This window comes from Trabulsiella odontotermitis (assembly GCF_001297775.1).
Lineage (GTDB): Bacteria > Pseudomonadota > Gammaproteobacteria > Enterobacterales > Enterobacteriaceae > Trabulsiella > Trabulsiella odontotermitis.
Map to the genome: position 1 here is coordinate 322,593 of NZ_LIFX01000003.1, position 15,215 is coordinate 337,807.

Below are 15,215 nucleotides of genomic sequence, written 5' to 3' on the forward strand. Positions count from 1 at the left end.
AAATGAAACAGCTACAGCACAGTGGGTTACCGCTTTATCTCGATGATGACGGTGTAATGGCGCTGAAACCACCGTTGAACTATCTGGGTTTTGGCCGTAAAAGCGCCGGGCAGATGGCGGTGGTATTACCGGAGTTCACCGAGGGGTTGCGGGATGAACAGGCGTACGATGTCTATCGTGGGCTCAGTTTCCCGGAGGATCAGGACCGGCTTTCTGCCGATCAGTATCAGTATGACATCACCATCATCATGCCGGGGACGATTGGCGGGGAGCGTAAAAAGACCAGCGGTCATTATCACGGTTATAACGACACGCGGCGTAATACTCATCCGGAAGTGTATGAAGTGATTAAGGGCACGGCGGCCTATATTCTGCAAAAGTCGCCGGACTTTTCTGTCGCGCCAAAAGATCTGGTGGTGGACGATGTCATCGTGGCGGTGGTGAAGGAAGGGCAAAGCATCATTGTGCCGCCGAATTACGGTCACTGCTCCATTAATATCGGCGACGAGCCGCTGGTGTTCAGTAACCTGGCGTATAAACCCTGCGCGGTTCACTATGACACGGTGCAGTTTTACCACGGTATGGCCTGTTATATCGTTGAAGATAACGGGCAATTATGTGTGCGGAAGAATCACTACTATCCGCATATTCCGGAAATAAAATTCGCGACGGTCAAAGAGAATTCCCATCTCGGTATTACGTTCGATACGCCGCTTTATCAACGATATCGCGCCGCACCGGAACGTTTTCATTTCCTCGGCCATGTTGATGATTATGTAGGGGAAATCATGGCGATGCTCCAGTATCAGGACGCCTTATTTCCGTTCTGTCAGGAGGGTAAATGATGGAGACGCAATCTGTTGCGGGCGTGGCCTGTACTGATTTGCATCAGGCAATGACGCGTATTGATGGTGCTGCGCTGGCCCGTCTGGAGCAGGCCATCGCTGAGGCAAACGCGATATTTGTTTTTGGCGCCGGGCGTTCGCTGTTAATGCTGAAAGCCTTTGCGATGCGCCTGATGCATATCGGTCTGAACGTACATATCGTCGGCGATGTGGTCACGCCTGCGCTGCAAAAAGGCGATTTACTGTTGCTGGCCAGTGCATCGGGTGAAACCTCGTCGCTGGTCAACGTTGCGACCAAAGCGAAACAACTGGAGGGCAGGGTGGCTTTACTGACCATTTTCCCGGATTCCACGCTGGGTAGCCTGGCGGATGTGACGGTCAGGATCCCAGCCTATACCGACAAGCTGCCGGATGGACCCGATAACGTGAAAGGCATTCTGCCCGGCGGCAGCCTTTTTGAGGAGGCGGTAATGGTGCTGGGCGACGCCATGATTGTGAATCTGGCGCAGTCGACGGGATATCGCTTAACCAAAGGTTTTGCGCTGCACGCCAACCTCGAATAGTCATTCGATAGTTAAGGAAACAAACATGAAATTACAGCTAGCCCTGGACGAGTTAACCCTGCCTGAAGCACTGGTATTCATTGATAAGGTCGTTAACGATATTGATATTATTGAAGTGGGGACGCCCTTTCTTATTCGTGAAGGCGTGAATGCGATTAAAGCGATTAAAGAAAAATATCCACATAAAGAAGTGCTGGCGGATGCAAAAATTATGGATGGCGGTCATTTTGAATCGCAAATGCTGTTCGACGCCGGGGCAGATTATGTCACGGTCTTAGGTGTAACCGACGTGCTGACCATTCAGTCCTGCATCCGGGCGGCAAAAGAGGCCGGAAAGCAGGTAGTGGTGGATATGATCTGTGTCGACGATCTGCCCGCGCGGGTTCACCTGCTGGAAGAGGCGGGCGCAGATATGCTCGCGGTACACACCGGCACAGACCAGCAGGCAGCGGGACGCAAGCCGATTGATGATTTGCAAACGATGCTAAAAGCCCGCCGCAAAGCCCGGATTGCCGTTGCGGGCGGTATCAGCAGCCAGACAGTGAAGAACTATGCGTTGCTGGGGCCGGACGTGGTGATCGTGGGGTCCGCGATTACACATGCGGTTGACCCGGCAGGTGAAGCCCGGAAGATTTCACAGGTTTTGTTGCAGCATTAATGATATGATCAGTACTTTCACCAATGGCTATGTTTTAATACAATGTTGATATCATAACCATTTTAAGGGAAGTTATTATACTTCCCTTAATACACATTTTAAGAAATTTGCAAACTATTCATATAAGGTACATATTCATTTTATTCAATAGGCAAATTGTGCTGTTTTAAGAAAGATAGCTTATCCCAGTAGCCTCTTTGAAATAAAATTTTATTATTTACTATGTGAAAAAAACCGCAACCTCTCAAACCTAATGGGTCACGCCACTCCAAAATTGCCCATTGTCCATCTTCGAAAATGTTTTCAACGATACAAACCATTTCCGGGAAAGAAAAGTCTTGTTCAAACATTTTCTTTATAGCCTCTTTCCCAATAACTGGCTCATTGGCAACCTGATGGTTTATTGCATTATCATCGTATAATTCTGAAATAATTTCTACATCTGCATTATTAAATGCGTCAACCCATTGGCAAACTATTTCTTTTGGCTTCATGTAATTTTCCTCCAAACCCGTAAATATTCCCTTTGCTGTACCATAGCATCAAAAACTTTGAATCGCCACAGGTAATCAGGACACTTCTGAGCCGTTGATAATATTGATTTTCATATTCTGTTGGTGGCGTCTGATCACTCGAACCATGCCAACGCTTACTGTTATAAAACATTTCGATGTAATCAAAAATATCGCTACGGGCTTCTTCCCGCGTTCCGTCGATCTTTTTCTTTATCCGTTCACCCTTCAGCTCCTTCTGGAGTCGGCAGATCTCGGCCTGAGCATCTGACTGTTCTTTGTTGGTGGAAGAGTCCGGCCCGTATTTCTTAATCCAGGCATAAAGACTGTGGGTAGTGATATCGAGACGTGTTGCGACACTGAAAACAGAATGGCCACGATCAACAACCTGCTTGACGGCTTCAATTTTAAACTCTTCAGGATAAAGCATACTGCTCATATGCACCTCTCTTTAAGCCATTTTAAATGACTCTGAGGTGTCTGTTAAACCTGTGGCGATTCAGTTACCCCAGGGAATTGAGAGTAAAAGCCCAGAAATAGCCAGCATGAAAAAATGCTGATCACCTTAAGTGACCAGCATTAGGGAAATTCCCGGCTTTCTTAGCATCAGAATGCGACTTTGACGCCCAGCATCGCGGAGGTATCGCTGTAACCCTTATCCCCCACTTGTTGCGCCACGTTGCCCCACAGGGTGACATTCTTATTCAACTGACCTTCAACACCAGCTTTTACTTCTCCGATATTCTTCGTGCCAGCGTAGTCCACGCTTTCGCCATTCAGCGTTGCGCCAAAGTCCTTGCTGTTACGGATCCAGTTCACTTCCACAAACGGCTGGAAGTTACGGCCGGTGTTGTCATCGAGCGAGTTATGACCTTTGCCGAACAGACGGATGCCGAGGCGGGTCTGCAGGTTGCCATCCCCTTTGCCTTCGACACGCGTGCCGTTGGTTTCTTTATGGGAGTCGGCTTTGACGCCCATCCAGGTTGCCTGTGCCTTCGGCTGGATATACACCGCCGACCGCTCGCTCAGATCGCTCAGTTTCCAGGTATAGCCCGCTTCTACAGAACCGGTAAAACCTTTGGATTTGTATTTCTCCGCGGCAACGTCTTCACCTGAGACGGTGTTGTCAAACCAGTTGTACAGCGCCCACGTATCCACATACGCGCCTTCCTGAGTTTCGTTGTTTTGCAGCCAGGTGCCATACATCCCGACGCTGTAACCGTCGATGGATGAATCCGCGCGATAACCCGTTTTGTTGCTGTTGCTGCGGCTCTTCTGGTTGGCATAACCCGCCATCACGCCGACATGGTAGCGATCCTGATTGTCGGTGCTCCACTGGGCAATGTCGCCGCCCAGTTGCATGACATAGCGATTGCTCTGAATGCCGAGCTGGCCGCTGTTGTCATGAGCGCGCGTGTGACCGCCGCTGTTACGCAGCCACAGGCTGGTGACAGACTCTTTGCCCGTGATGGCGTCGGTGTAATGCGTTTCGCCCAGACGGTCCTGCAGACGATGGTTAAACATCGTATTCGCGGCGTACAGGTTAGCGCCGTACAGGCCCGCTTCCGGGCGGACCAGCGCTTCCGGTTTTGTCGCCGGGGCTTCTGGTGAGGCTGGCGCAGGCGTCGGTTGCGTTGGATCGACGGGGTCAACCGGTTCCGGCGACAGGGCGCTGGTCAGATACCAGTTGTTGGCATTCTGCCCGTTGCCGCGCAGCAGGTTATAGTCATACGCACCGGCAACGATACGACCGGACTGCTTAAATTCACCGTCAGAGGCGCCCGCCACGCTAATCAACTCGATACCGTTGGTGGTCAGCGCGCCGTTACCGCCCGCGTTTTTCACCTGGACGGTCGTCGAACCGCTGGTGTTGCCGTTGATGGTCAGATGGTCCGTTTCCGAAGCGTCATCACCCAGCGCGGTGTTCATCACGATATGACCGTTTTCACCGTGGTAGTCGCCATTCAGCGTTAGCGTCTTAAAGCCAGGTGTGGCGCGGGTGGATCGGCTTGCGGCGCCGTCTTCATGCAGGAAGTTCAGCGTCGCGTCTTTCAGCGTCAAGTTGGTGACTTTTGAATTTCCGGTCATATCCCAGCGCGTATTGCCACCGTTCAGCGTCATGTTGATGACGCCGATGTTCGAATTCGATACCGTTCGCCAGATTTCAGAATCCCCATAAAGATACGAATTATCCGCCGTAGCGATATCAATGACGGAATACGGATCGGCAGAGATTTTGCCCCACGCGACCAGCTTGACGCCATCGATCGTCGCGGAGTTATAAATCGAATACAGGGTGCCGGCGGTCGTATCGTATGCCTTCTGGCTACCCAGCGTGACGTCGCCGAGGAAATGTGTTTTTTTGCCGACGCGGTCGAGCAAATAGACGTTTTCGCCGCCTTCTGTATCGACGGTTAATTTGCCGATGATGCTGTTATTTGCTGAATTAGTGACCCCTGAAATGCGGGATTTTTCTCCCCCTTTCAGGTAGATGTTCGCTTCATGGATCGTGGTGATCGATTTATCGTCGCTGGTATTTGTACCAAAATGAAGGCCGTAAAGGTCATTGTTGCTGGACGCATTAATATTCAGCTTATTAACTTCCGTTTCGGCGTTCGCATAAATCGTGAAAAAGCCGGAAACTGCATTATGCACCGCCGGGTTATAGGCGATGTTGCTCTGCATTTTGATGTTAACTTCATTCATGAAAACATGCTTGCGGGCGCCATTTGCGTCGTTTGTATCCGCAAGGTTTACCCCATAGAGCGCACCCTGGGTTGAGGTTTCAAGGTCAACATTTGTTGTCCCGGTAATATTAACCGAGGCTTCATTATTCCATAGCCAAAGGCCGGATGCTTCATTAATACCAATAGTGTCCGGGCCATTAGAACGGTAGGTTACATTGATATTTTCGGCGTCCATTGACACATGGCTCTGAAGATAGATCCCTTCGGCGCGGGCCATAGGAAACAGCATGTTTTCTTTGGTCGTATTAAGATTAATATTCGTGGTGCCTTTCAGCACCAGATGGTTCGAGCCATGTGCGCCGATCCCGTTGAAGGCAGCGCCTGTGCTGTTGATCGTCAGATTCTTCGCCGTAAATCGACCGTCGCCATACAGCTCAATCACATCGTCATTACCAATTGCGTGGATCTGATCAGAGGTAAAGTTCACAACGGAGCCATCGCCTAAATCCAGCTTTCCACCGTTCTGGCTGATTGCCACATCCGGTGAAATTCCGGCCTGGCCATTAACGGTTGTTTTGCCATTTACGATTACGTCAGCATTTGGAGAATAAACGCTAATGCGTGACCAGACCGAATCATTATTAATGGTGACCGTTTGTTCAGGGGATGCGGGAGTTATATAAAGCGAGTCATCCGCCGCACAGGCGGACCCGGAGGCCAGTATTGTACTCATAATAAGTGCAATTTTTCTCGGTTTGAACTCCCGGTGATAATAGAAAGACAGCATAAATGTACCTTTTAAATCCGTATATTAGAGAATGGTTTTTAATAAAGTTGAATAAGCGTGTTTCTATCGCAGTGTTTTATTTCCAATAATGAAATCTTTTCCGGGAATATAATTAACACGCTAAGGTTGTATTTTATTATTTGGTTTCTGTTGTGATTATATTAGCAACCGATCGGACCCAATCATAATGAAATAGTCTTAAATCTTTCTTGCTATTAAATTCTGTTATATGAGTGAGTTAAGATATAAAAAACCTTAAATTATTTATTTTTTGGCTTAAAAGCCTGAATGAGAATGGGTGAGCGGAAGGGGGTTAAGATATAAAAACCTTAAATTATTTATTTTTTTTGGCTTGAAAGCTGAATAAGAGTAGGGCGAGTGACAGGAATCCGCTTTCGCCAGGCGCAAAAGCGGAATTTTTGTTTTTATTCACCACGCAGAATCTGACGGAAATGGGATAAGGGATGAACCTGGGCGAAGTTAAAATCCAAATTCTTTGAGACATTGACTGAGCGCTGCGCGACTCTCAGTAAAAGTCACCCCCGCAGCGGCCAGTTTATTTGTGTTGAGCCGCACATCTCGTGCGTCAGGGGCTTCGGATGAAATCAACAGCTCCGGCAGGCGCGCTTCCTGACCCAGTTCGGTAAGGATATGCCGGGCGATCTCTAAATGTGAATGGCACGATTATGCGGGATACTTACACCAGCACTGGCGCTCCCTGAGTCTGGTCATGCACCTGCATTAAAAGCGCCCCCTTAAGCGGGCAGGCGGGGCGGGGAGAGCATTGCGCGCTGACGTTAGTTCCAAATTTATTTTATTTTAGATAGCTCAGTGGATGTGTTGAAATTTAATTGTTGTTTAAGAGGAATAGCATAGATGGGATTTGTTTGGTTTACGGGGGTAATAATTAATTTAATCATAGGAGGCATGAAAAGCCTCCTGTATATTATGGCCTTGGTATTGTGTTTTACCAGTTTTGCGACTCTTTTAAATGTTCTATCCTATGCTCTTCAACCTTTTCAACCAAAAGTCTCAATGATTCAGTTAACTCTAAATGACCATTGTCTGGTGAATAGGGTAAGAATTTTATTCTCATAGACTTTGATGCAATATTCAATAAATCATCATGTACTTCCCCATTTGGAAGCGTCATGTAATGGTAAGGCATTCTTCCATGTGCAAATTGAATATCTTCGAATAACATTCGGATGTCAGGGTCGTCCGTACCACAACCAAGGAATAAAAAAGTATGGGTCAATGCTAATGCTTTTATTATTTCATAAAATAAAACATGCTTTGTTCTGGCTTCAGCATAGTCGCGACGAGTAAATATTATATTTTGAGGGTCGTTTGCAGAACCATGAGTCTTGAGTAGCAGTCTTGTGTCACCACCATGCAAATAGTTGGCTGTATCTATGCTGGTATGATCTTTTATTATTAGAGTGCCATCTGAGACGCCACGGGCATAGGAATCATAAATAGTGTCAAAATTTGGGCTGGCGACTATCGATGCGTCAAGGTTATATATGTGCTCATGGATTTCAGCATGCCTGTAACCTGCTCTTTGATACTCTGTTTGAACCTTGTCGATAAACACATCTCTTGTGAGTTTTTCTTTAATTATCTCACATGCACTTAAATAGTCTTTTTGATCTAATAATTGAGTGATACAACCTTGATCTTGTATCTCATCTAAACATGTCCTGAGAAATTCTTCCCAAGTTGCAGGTCTTTTCCCAGTATTATTGGCTGAGTTTTTTGAAACTCCAGCACCTATCATAATCACGCTGCGGCGTCGCGCAATAGTGTCAATCAAAGACTCTGGCCATGAAATCATTTTTCAAAACGCTCCAGGAGATTAGACGCAATATTATGGAAGAATTCCGCAGCTTCCGACACACGAGTATACTGAGAACCAACAATGCCGTCTTTTGCGGATAATTCAAAAATAGGAGCGTGAGCTTGTTGGGATAGAGGTACCACACTACTGAGGGTCGGAATTTCACCTAGATTAAGTTTATTAATATCTGAGTTGAAGAAATTACAAAGTTCAACTAACTCGTCTTTTTGTTTGCTAATTATTCGCTCAAAAGCAGCAACTGGCTCACGTACTCCGCCTTTGCTTTTGGCTCTATATTGTTGCATGACATAGCCAGCAAAGTCTAAATCCCATTTGACTGGTTTATCTGAAATTTTGAATTCGTTACCCTCCTCATCTTTATATTTTTGAATGGCATCAGAAAGTGCCAGCTTCCAGTTATTGAAGGATTTAATAATATTCTCAACGGCCATCATACTAAATATATCTACTGAAAGAGGCATTAGGAATGTATCAACACCAAGAATTACAGCTCTGTTCAACGCTCCAAGAGATGGTCCCATGTCAATCAGGATTATATCGTAAGCATCTAACCTAGAAATTAATTCTTTGAATACATAAGTGGTTTGGAAGCCACGGTGTTCACCGTTTCTTGTTGCAGCCCAATCAGTTGCTAAAAGATCCTCTCTGATTGACAGTTTTGGGCTTCCTACAATCAAATCAACATTAAACCTTTGACTTCTGACGATTTCAGGCATTTGTTGAGGGTAACCTTGTCCTCTTCGCACTGGATCAAAAAAAGAATCGATGCTGTAAAAATCGGTATTTAAGAAAATATTTTCAAGCTCGTCTTCGCCAAGTAGGTAAGCAGAGGCATTGCATTGTGGATCAGCGTCAATAACTAAAACTTTTTTGCTGTACTGGATAGCCAATGAAGCAGCGACATTACACAATAGAGTTGTTTTACCAACACCACCTTTATTATTGAAAAAACCTATACTTTTCACAGTAACTCCGGTTATGGAATGATTTTTTATAGTATCAGCTTGCCTTTGCAAAGCTGACGTCCAAACTACCTAAAGATTTCTGCCTTACTACTTAACTATGGCGCTGCTTTTAGAGACTATACCCCACCAGTTCATTAGCTCAACTCTCTTATCAAGGTAGGTAGAGCGATTATAAGCTCTTCGCACTTCATTCTTGTCAGAATGTGCAAGAGCTGATTCAATAACATCAGCATTAAAACCCGCCTCGTTCATAGCTGTGCTGGCTATTGAACGTAAACCATGTGCTACTAATTTACCACCATATCCAATACGCTTTAAAGCAGCATTAGCAGTCTGGCTATTCATCGGTTGTTTTGGATCGTTTCTGCTCGGGAAGACATGTTCGCGATGGCCACTAACGGGTTTCATCACTTCAAGAATATCCAATGCCTGAGTAGACAAAGGCACAATGTGCTCACGTTTAGCCTTCATTCGTTTGGCAGGAATTGTCCAGAGCTTTGCATCCAAGTCGATCTCAGTCCAGCGAGTGCCAGAAGCCTCTGACGGGCGAACGAGCGTCAGAAGTTGCCATTCAATTAGACAGCGGGTCGAAACTGAGAGATTCGACATCACCAGAGAGCGCATGAGTTTTGGCAATTCTTCCGGCCGAAGCGTCGGCATGTTTTGCTTTTTCGGTTTCTCAAATGCCATTCCGACACCAGATGCCGGGTTCGCATCAATCAGGCCAGTGTTGACTGCGTAAATCATTATCTCGTTAATACGCTGTACCAGGCGGCGAACCGTCTCTAATGCACCACGTGCTTTGATTGGTTCCAATGCTTCAACAATCGTTCTGGCCTTAATCTCCTGAACTGGTATTGCGCCTATTGCAGGGAACACATCCTTATCCAAAGAGCGCCAAATATCTTTGGCGTAGTCTTCAGTGACGCTTTTGCTCTTCATTTTGAACCAGTTGGCGGCCACAGTTGAGAAAATACTATCCAGCTCAATCTGACGTTGTTCTGATGTCTGCTCTTGTTGCTGTTGCGGATCCATACCTTGTGCGAGCGTGGTTAAGTGCTGGTCGCGGATCTGACGAGCTGCTGCGAGAGTAAGGGCAGGGTATGAGCCGAGACTCAAATTAGTTCGGGTGCCACTGACCGGACGTTGATAGCGGAAGCGCCAGAGTTTTTTACCGGTGGTTTTGACGAGCAAGAATAGGCCGTCACCATCATGCAGGGTGAAATCTTTTTCCCGAGGTTTGGCTTTAAGGATTTCGTTGTTAGTGAGGGGGCGTGTGATGCGCGCCATGTCTGGATCCCTTCCATAATTGGTACACGTTTAATGGACCACAGTATAGCGTGTACCTAAACGTGTACCAATTTTCTCTGGATTTAGCCGGATGTTCTCGGACAACGACAGACACAAAAAAGCCCGCAGGGCTTGTGCCATGCGGGCTTTCAGGATTTCCCCGGACGTATCCGGAAAAGTAAGTGGTGGAGCTGGCGGGAGTTGAACTCGCGTCCGAAAGGTATTTAACTCATTGAAAATAAACAATTCTGTCACTGTGACAGGCCTTAAGTGCATTTTACGTGCATATTGAGGTCTGTCTAACGTCATGATTCTGTCCAACATTTTGAAATATTGCCCTCCGCTACAGCGCGGCTGAAATCGCGGTTTTACCGTCATATTCAGCCAGGTATTTACCGTAGTTGCGGAATATCATTTCCGGCCCTTTGTGGCCCATCTGTCCGGCAAGCCAGAAGAGGTTAACGCCCTGGCTAATATGCTTGGTGGCGAATGTGTGCCGCGTCTGGTACGGGTTACGATAGCGCACGCCAGCTTTTTTCAGGGTAGGCACCCATGCTTTTTTACGGATCGCGTCGGCGTTCGCCCAGGGCTCTCCCGTTTTCGGATCGCTGAATATGAACTCACTTTTCATAAAGGTGTATTTCTTCTGCGCCTGCAGGGCTGCCAGCGCCTCACTGTTCAGATCAACCTTACGGGTACCGGCTTTTGTCTTGGTGCCTTTGAGTACCCCTACGACACTGGCCGCCTGTACGTGAGCTGTGTTCGCTATGGTGTCGAGATCAGGCCAGCGCAGCGCGCACAGTTCGGAACTCCGCAGACCGGTATTGAAAGCAAAGCGGAACAGGTTTTCCCATTCCGGGTACCTGCAGCTCTGGTAGATAGCGAGGGTTTCCGCTGGCGTGAACGGGTCCACCTCGTAATCGTCGGTGCTTGGGCTGCTGTCGATCACGTGGTACCGGCTGGCGCTGACGAGGGTTACCGGGTTAATGGTCAGCAGGCCATCCGTAACAGCTTCATCGATGGCGCTGCGCAGAAATGAAAGGTTATTCCTGGTCGTTTTCAGCTTTGTTTTCCGGCTGGCTATCCAGTTTTTAAGGACCGCTGGCGTCAGTTCTGACACGTGGAGTTTATGCAGAGCTGACAGCGCCGACAGGCATTTTTCATAACCGTTGATAGTCGACGGGGACAGGTTGCGGTTCTGGCAGATTTTCAGGTACTCGTCCAGGTAAGACTTTATATTTTTGGTCTTCTTCACTACCCCGAACAGCTCCAGCTTTTTGGAGTTGGGGAAATATTTCGCATATTCAAAGGTGCCACTGACGATCTGGTTTTGTATCTCCCCGAGCAGGCGCTCGGCATACTTCACACCGCGCGCGTTTGCTTCCATTTTGGAGAGGGGCTCCCGGCACAGAACCCCTTTGTATGTGAAAGTGATAACCAGAGTGTCGCCAGTTTTATGCTGGCGGATGGTTACTCCTCTTGGGAGAGATAATGATCCTTGTTCTTTCTTGCCCACTTTGAAACCTCCGTTAAGTCAATCCAGCGTTCTTTAACGCCATCGACTTTTAATACATGTACTCCCTCCTTCCATAACCCCCTTTGTATCCGTTTGTTAACGGCTTCTACCGTTTCTCCCGCGTCCCTGCAGTACGTAGAAAGGGGTACACAGTCAAGACTCATGGCTGACCTCCTGCCCGAAAGCCTGGGCATTTTCCAGTTCATTCGCTGCATAAATCAGGGCGTTGTGATGTGCGCGAAAACCACCATCAAGTTCGCGAGCAGCTCTGTCGCGCAAGATGTCGATCGCAGCCTGATGGTCGTTCTGGCAATCGGCGGACTTTTCCGCCGAACTGGCTGGCAGTTCCTCCAGTACCATCAACATGTTTTCAGGGTCGATCGGGATGGTGGCGAGCCCCAGCTTTTTGGCCTCCGCTGCTAAACGGGTCCAGCGTTCAATAATTTCAGTGGTACCTTTTTTCATGGCATGCCTCAGAAACCTATCAAAAATTTATACTCAATCAGCGCGCCGAACACGACGGCCACCAGCAACAGGCCAAACAGCACAGAGAGGAGGAAATACTTCATCGTGACGTCTCCCGAAAAACAGATCTGTATGCACGCAGCATGTCCCGGGACTTGCCGGATAAAACAGTTCTCATGAAGAACATCCCGCTACGGGTTGCTACGATGCCGGGGGTGTTTAGCAGCGTGACATCTACCACTCGGTTATGTTTACGGAACTCAAACAGAGTGCTTGTGATAACGATGTTTGCCACGGCGCCATAGTCCTGATGTTGAATTTTCATTTTCTGTCCTTCAGTTTGCTGTATCGTTCATGGCTCATTACTTCCCAGTTCTGGCCGCCGTCTCGGGACAGCAGCCGCCAGCGGCGATTAACCCTCAGGCTCAGGTTTCCGGAGCCGTGCATACGGCAGGGATGAATCCGCCTAGCCCTGAACTGGCGGAGTACATGGACCGCCTGCAGGTGTACCCACTCAGGAATTCGTATCGCTGTCAGGGCCATTGTCCTTCTCTCCTGCTGGTGGGGTGACCGTGTAACCGGCTTGCTCAGCCATCCATAAAAATGTCTCCAGCGATGCTGTAACCTCGCCGTTCTGAACCGGGCGCGCGTGGATAACTTTCCCGTTCTCGATCGTCAGCACGATATTTACTGGTTCGTGCGTGATAATTGGTGTCTGCTCACTCATGGCTTGTCTCCGCTGTGACTGATTTTTGTTTCTTGGCAAACTCGACCAGCTCAGCAATGAGATCGTCGATTAATGCCTTTCCGCTTTCTGTCAGGAACTCACCGCTGCCATTCACATCCACGGCGTTGCTGTAAATTCCTCTAATAGTTTTTACGCCGTCGACATTCCCGTATTCACTGAGAGCCAGCTTTTCGAATCGTCTCAACAGACCATCAAGCAGTATTTCTGTTAATTCGACTGTGTTTATTCCACCCTTAGGCATATTAATAATGATGCAGGTGCTTCCGGTTTTACGCTGGTGGCGTAGTAACGCAGCCTTTAAAATTCGTCGGCGATAAGTGTTAATTAAATTATCCATTCATTTAATCTCTCTTTGCGCATCTTCATTCGCTAAAACGATTGTTTCTTCCTTCTCTGTCCAGCTATAAATCAAACTGGCTAGGTCATAAGCCAGACCTAAAAGGCCATCCAGTTGGTGACGGTCGAATTGTTCGTGGTGTGCGTGAATTGTTTGCATTAAGGCATTTAACTGCTCAGCTTTAACATTTACGCCTTGTATATCTTGGCGTTCTTGAATTGGCATTGTTTACCTCCCATATGCTTTTTTAAGATAAAGCCTGGCGATTACTTCGTAACCGCACGCCGCATAAAGGCACGCTGCTCTGTATGCCGATTTATCAATGATGAAAGTCATACGAAGCGCCTCATAGTCATTGAGGCAATAACCCGGCCATGCACTTGCATATCGCTCTGCTCATCGGCATCAAGAGTAAAAGTCTCGTAATGATGATTATCGGAAATTATCACCAAAGCACCGTCCGACATTGGCTCAACACGCTTAACAAATACACATGGTCGACCGAAAACATCACGGGTAAGAACATAAATCCCTGGCTGTGAAATCTTCCCTCCACAGTCAGCGAAAGCGATCAGTTCGCATGGTTGGCTGGTTGGCTGCATGGAATCCCCACCCATCTGACATGTCATTATTTTGCCTGGTGTATACTTGCCTTCTTCGGCAATAAATAATTCACGTGGATATGCAACTGGCTTATTGATTGGGTTAGGTGCATTTTGCATTTTCATTTCCTCAGGGTGAGTTTGTTCCCACCGAGAAAGGTGTTAATAATGAATAATTGAGTTAATTAGTTAGTTAAATGGCAGAGAACATTTTTTTAATGTCAGGATGGTCATCAATGATTTTTTTAGCATGATCACACGCCCCATCATATGACTTGAAGAAATCAACTAATACAAAATAATTATCGATGCGTTCGTAAACGGCGAACTCCATCTCACCAACAAACGTTGTATTAAATTGGTAATTAAATCCTTTCTCGCAAGGCTGCACCGCATAACAATAAGACCAGTGCGAATTTGCTGCTTTGAGCTTAGCGTGGATATCAAATTCCTCGCTCGCTGGGTTTGGTTGGGATGTTATGTTCATCTCATTGGCTCCGTTGTTTGCCGATGAAATAACAATACATAACGTATTAAATTACGTCAATACAAAACGGATTAATCTGATGTATTAATTTTTATATTGTTGTTTATAAAGGTGTTTTTGTCTGTTTTAGTGGAGATAGACATAAAAAAAGCCGCTTACGCGGCTTGTGCTCTATGGTAGGTTGGTTATTTTTGCGTCTACTACGACGCCGATAATACGGCAATTACCGTTTATGGGAATGATCGGGTATTGAGGATTCAACGGTTTGAGAAATCGTTGGCCTGCATCGATAACCAGCTTTTTGAAAGTGGCCTCGTTATCCCCATCGAGCTTAGCGACAACTAACTTCCCGTTGATGGGTTCAACTTGAGGATCGACCAGTATAACCATGCCTTCTGGAATGCTAAGCCCTGCTGGCGAGGTCATTGAATCCCCTCTGACGTCTAACCAAAATGAATCTTCTGAACATTCTACGGTTGTATCATACCAGCGTTCGATCGCGCGCCTATGATATGGCTCTACTGCTTCCATCCAATCCCCTGCGCTCACCCAACTGATTACGGGGTAGCTTCCTTTCGCTTCATTGATTCCGTGAAATGACACATTGTGATCAGCTCTTGCGTCGCTCACAGCGCCTTCAGCGTCAACCACAAAACCTGGCATTTGTAGAATTTTAAAAATTTTAGCTATGACCTCCAAGTTAGGTTCACGTCTTCCGTTCAGCCAATGGCCTAGCCCACCCTGCGTCATGCCGAGTGCTTCAGCTAGCTGTTCTTGAGTCATTCCGACTTCTTTCATCCTGGATTTAGCCAGGTCCTGCCATCTCTGTTTCATAGACATGATTATTACAATCCGTATTTTTTGAGCAACTTCCATTTTGTATTATTGTTTT

At 47.1% G+C, this 15,215-nt stretch carries 19 protein-coding genes and 2 pseudogenes; 3 read left to right on the plus strand and 18 right to left on the minus strand.

The features are described 5' to 3' along the window. Window positions 1-2 precede the first annotated feature (2 nt). From AOY23_RS05050 to hxlA, 3 genes are read left to right on the plus strand one after another with little or no spacing between them, the layout of a single operon-like run. Window positions 3-845 carry a glucose-6-phosphate isomerase family protein gene (locus AOY23_RS05050; protein ID WP_054177727.1) on the plus strand — a complete coding sequence of 281 codons (843 nt, stop codon included), beginning with the start codon at window positions 3-5 and terminating at the stop codon, window positions 843-845. Beyond that, a complete protein-coding gene (gene hxlB, locus AOY23_RS05055) occupies window positions 845-1,408 on the plus strand; it encodes a 6-phospho-3-hexuloisomerase (protein ID WP_054177819.1) in 564 nt (187 codons plus the stop codon). Before AOY23_RS05050 ends, hxlB begins: the two co-directional genes overlap by 1 nt. Window positions 1,409-1,433: 25 nt before the next feature. Then, window positions 1,434-2,066, plus strand: a complete 633-nt coding sequence (hxlA, locus tag AOY23_RS05060) for a 3-hexulose-6-phosphate synthase (protein WP_054177728.1) — start codon at window positions 1,434-1,436, stop codon at window positions 2,064-2,066. 140 nt (window positions 2,067-2,206) lie between these two features. Here hxlA and AOY23_RS05065 read toward each other — a convergent pair whose 3' ends face one another. The 18 genes and pseudogenes from AOY23_RS05065 to AOY23_RS05140 all read right to left on the minus strand — a co-directional run bounded on the left by AOY23_RS05065 (window position 2,207) and on the right by AOY23_RS05140 (window position 15,163). Further along, a complete protein-coding gene (locus AOY23_RS05065; protein ID WP_054177729.1) occupies window positions 2,207-2,560 on the minus strand; it encodes an ester cyclase in 354 nt (117 codons plus the stop codon). Between the two features lie 79 nt (window positions 2,561-2,639). Continuing rightward, window positions 2,640-2,810: pseudogene (locus tag AOY23_RS23185) on the minus strand (IS3 family transposase); the annotation flags it as partial. Window positions 2,811-2,816: 6 nt separating this feature from the next. After that, window positions 2,817-3,017, minus strand: a pseudogene (locus AOY23_RS22950) (transposase); the annotation flags it as partial. Window positions 3,018-3,184: 167 nt separating this feature from the next. Continuing rightward, window positions 3,185-5,803 (minus strand): autotransporter outer membrane beta-barrel domain-containing protein, encoded by a 2,619-nt coding sequence (locus AOY23_RS05075; protein WP_321164305.1) that lies wholly within the window; start codon window positions 5,801-5,803, stop codon window positions 3,185-3,187. A 1,216-nt stretch (window positions 5,804-7,019) separates the two neighbouring features. Then, a complete protein-coding gene (locus tag AOY23_RS05080; RefSeq protein WP_054177731.1) occupies window positions 7,020-7,889 on the minus strand; it encodes an SIR2 family NAD-dependent protein deacylase in 870 nt (289 codons plus the stop codon). Then, complete coding sequence (locus tag AOY23_RS05085; protein WP_054177732.1) at window positions 7,886-8,878, minus strand: ParA family protein; 993 nt, start codon at window positions 8,876-8,878, stop codon at window positions 7,886-7,888. Before AOY23_RS05085 ends, AOY23_RS05080 begins: the two co-directional genes overlap by 4 nt. 87 nt (window positions 8,879-8,965) lie before the next feature. Beyond that, entirely contained in the window at window positions 8,966-10,168 is a 1,203-nt protein-coding gene (locus AOY23_RS05090) for an integrase domain-containing protein (RefSeq protein ID WP_054177733.1), read from the minus strand. Window positions 10,169-10,511: 343 nt separating this feature from the next. Next, complete coding sequence (locus tag AOY23_RS05095; protein ID WP_054177734.1) at window positions 10,512-11,684, minus strand: Arm DNA-binding domain-containing protein; 1,173 nt, start codon at window positions 11,682-11,684, stop codon at window positions 10,512-10,514. Then, window positions 11,639-11,848: a hypothetical protein gene (locus AOY23_RS22955; protein WP_000050710.1), complete on the minus strand. Its 210-nt coding sequence runs from the start codon at window positions 11,846-11,848 to the stop codon at window positions 11,639-11,641. Before AOY23_RS22955 ends, AOY23_RS05095 begins: the two co-directional genes overlap by 46 nt. Continuing rightward, entirely contained in the window at window positions 11,838-12,149 is a 312-nt protein-coding gene (locus AOY23_RS05105; RefSeq protein ID WP_054177735.1) for a hypothetical protein, read from the minus strand. The genes AOY23_RS22955 and AOY23_RS05105 overlap by 11 nt, the downstream gene beginning before the upstream one ends. 100 nt (window positions 12,150-12,249) lie before the next feature. After that, window positions 12,250-12,474 (minus strand): hypothetical protein, encoded by a 225-nt coding sequence (locus AOY23_RS22960; RefSeq protein WP_054177736.1) that lies wholly within the window; start codon window positions 12,472-12,474, stop codon window positions 12,250-12,252. Continuing rightward, window positions 12,471-12,692: a ParE family toxin-like protein gene (locus AOY23_RS22965; protein ID WP_023325729.1), complete on the minus strand. Its 222-nt coding sequence runs from the start codon at window positions 12,690-12,692 to the stop codon at window positions 12,471-12,473. Before AOY23_RS22965 ends, AOY23_RS22960 begins: the two co-directional genes overlap by 4 nt. Continuing rightward, on the minus strand, window positions 12,664-12,876 hold the full coding sequence (locus AOY23_RS05115; RefSeq protein ID WP_054177737.1) for a hypothetical protein: 213 nt from the start codon (window positions 12,874-12,876) through the stop codon (window positions 12,664-12,666). Before AOY23_RS05115 ends, AOY23_RS22965 begins: the two co-directional genes overlap by 29 nt. Continuing rightward, on the minus strand, window positions 12,869-13,234 hold the full coding sequence (locus tag AOY23_RS05120) for a hypothetical protein (RefSeq protein ID WP_054177738.1): 366 nt from the start codon (window positions 13,232-13,234) through the stop codon (window positions 12,869-12,871). The genes AOY23_RS05115 and AOY23_RS05120 overlap by 8 nt, the downstream gene beginning before the upstream one ends. After that, the gene (locus AOY23_RS05125; protein ID WP_054177739.1) at window positions 13,235-13,459 is read right to left on the minus strand and encodes a hypothetical protein; all 225 of its coding nucleotides are present in this window, start codon (window positions 13,457-13,459) and stop codon (window positions 13,235-13,237) included. Window positions 13,460-13,566: 107 nt separating this feature from the next. Next, on the minus strand, window positions 13,567-13,956 hold the full coding sequence (locus AOY23_RS05130; protein ID WP_054177740.1) for a S24 family peptidase: 390 nt from the start codon (window positions 13,954-13,956) through the stop codon (window positions 13,567-13,569). Between the two features lie 73 nt (window positions 13,957-14,029). Further along, window positions 14,030-14,323, minus strand: coding sequence for a hypothetical protein (locus tag AOY23_RS05135; protein ID WP_054177741.1), 294 nt, complete (start codon window positions 14,321-14,323; stop codon window positions 14,030-14,032). Between the two features lie 171 nt (window positions 14,324-14,494). Further along, window positions 14,495-15,163, minus strand: a complete 669-nt coding sequence (locus AOY23_RS05140; RefSeq protein WP_054177820.1) for a LexA family protein — start codon at window positions 15,161-15,163, stop codon at window positions 14,495-14,497. Window positions 15,164-15,215: the final 52 nt, after the last annotated feature.

Excerpts from the sequence above, each read along its gene's own strand:
- AOY23_RS05080 (WP_054177731.1), bottom strand. The coding sequence starts at position 7,889 with ATGATTTCATGGCCAGAGTCTTTGATTGACACTATTGCGCGACGCCGC.
- AOY23_RS22960 (WP_054177736.1), bottom strand. The coding sequence starts at position 12,474 with ATGAAAATTCAACATCAGGACTATGGCGCCGTGGCAAACATCGTTATC.
- AOY23_RS22955 (WP_000050710.1), bottom strand. The coding sequence starts at position 11,848 with ATGAGTCTTGACTGTGTACCCCTTTCTACGTACTGCAGGGACGCGGGA.
- AOY23_RS05125 (WP_054177739.1), bottom strand. The coding sequence starts at position 13,459 with ATGCCAATTCAAGAACGCCAAGATATACAAGGCGTAAATGTTAAAGCT.
- AOY23_RS05050 (WP_054177727.1), top strand. The coding sequence starts at position 3 with ATGAAACAGCTACAGCACAGTGGGTTACCGCTTTATCTCGATGATGAC.
- AOY23_RS05135 (WP_054177741.1), bottom strand. The coding sequence starts at position 14,323 with ATGAACATAACATCCCAACCAAACCCAGCGAGCGAGGAATTTGATATC.
- AOY23_RS22965 (WP_023325729.1), bottom strand. The coding sequence starts at position 12,692 with ATGGCCCTGACAGCGATACGAATTCCTGAGTGGGTACACCTGCAGGCG.
- AOY23_RS05105 (WP_054177735.1), bottom strand. The coding sequence starts at position 12,149 with ATGAAAAAAGGTACCACTGAAATTATTGAACGCTGGACCCGTTTAGCA.
- hxlB (WP_054177819.1), top strand. The coding sequence starts at position 845 with ATGGAGACGCAATCTGTTGCGGGCGTGGCCTGTACTGATTTGCATCAG.
- AOY23_RS05090 (WP_054177733.1), bottom strand. The coding sequence starts at position 10,168 with ATGGCGCGCATCACACGCCCCCTCACTAACAACGAAATCCTTAAAGCC.
- AOY23_RS05140 (WP_054177820.1), bottom strand. The coding sequence starts at position 15,163 with ATGTCTATGAAACAGAGATGGCAGGACCTGGCTAAATCCAGGATGAAA.
- AOY23_RS05130 (WP_054177740.1), bottom strand. The coding sequence starts at position 13,956 with ATGCAAAATGCACCTAACCCAATCAATAAGCCAGTTGCATATCCACGT.
- AOY23_RS05065 (WP_054177729.1), bottom strand. The coding sequence starts at position 2,560 with ATGAAGCCAAAAGAAATAGTTTGCCAATGGGTTGACGCATTTAATAAT.
- AOY23_RS05115 (WP_054177737.1), bottom strand. The coding sequence starts at position 12,876 with ATGAGTGAGCAGACACCAATTATCACGCACGAACCAGTAAATATCGTG.
- AOY23_RS05120 (WP_054177738.1), bottom strand. The coding sequence starts at position 13,234 with ATGGATAATTTAATTAACACTTATCGCCGACGAATTTTAAAGGCTGCG.
- hxlA (WP_054177728.1), top strand. The coding sequence starts at position 1,434 with ATGAAATTACAGCTAGCCCTGGACGAGTTAACCCTGCCTGAAGCACTG.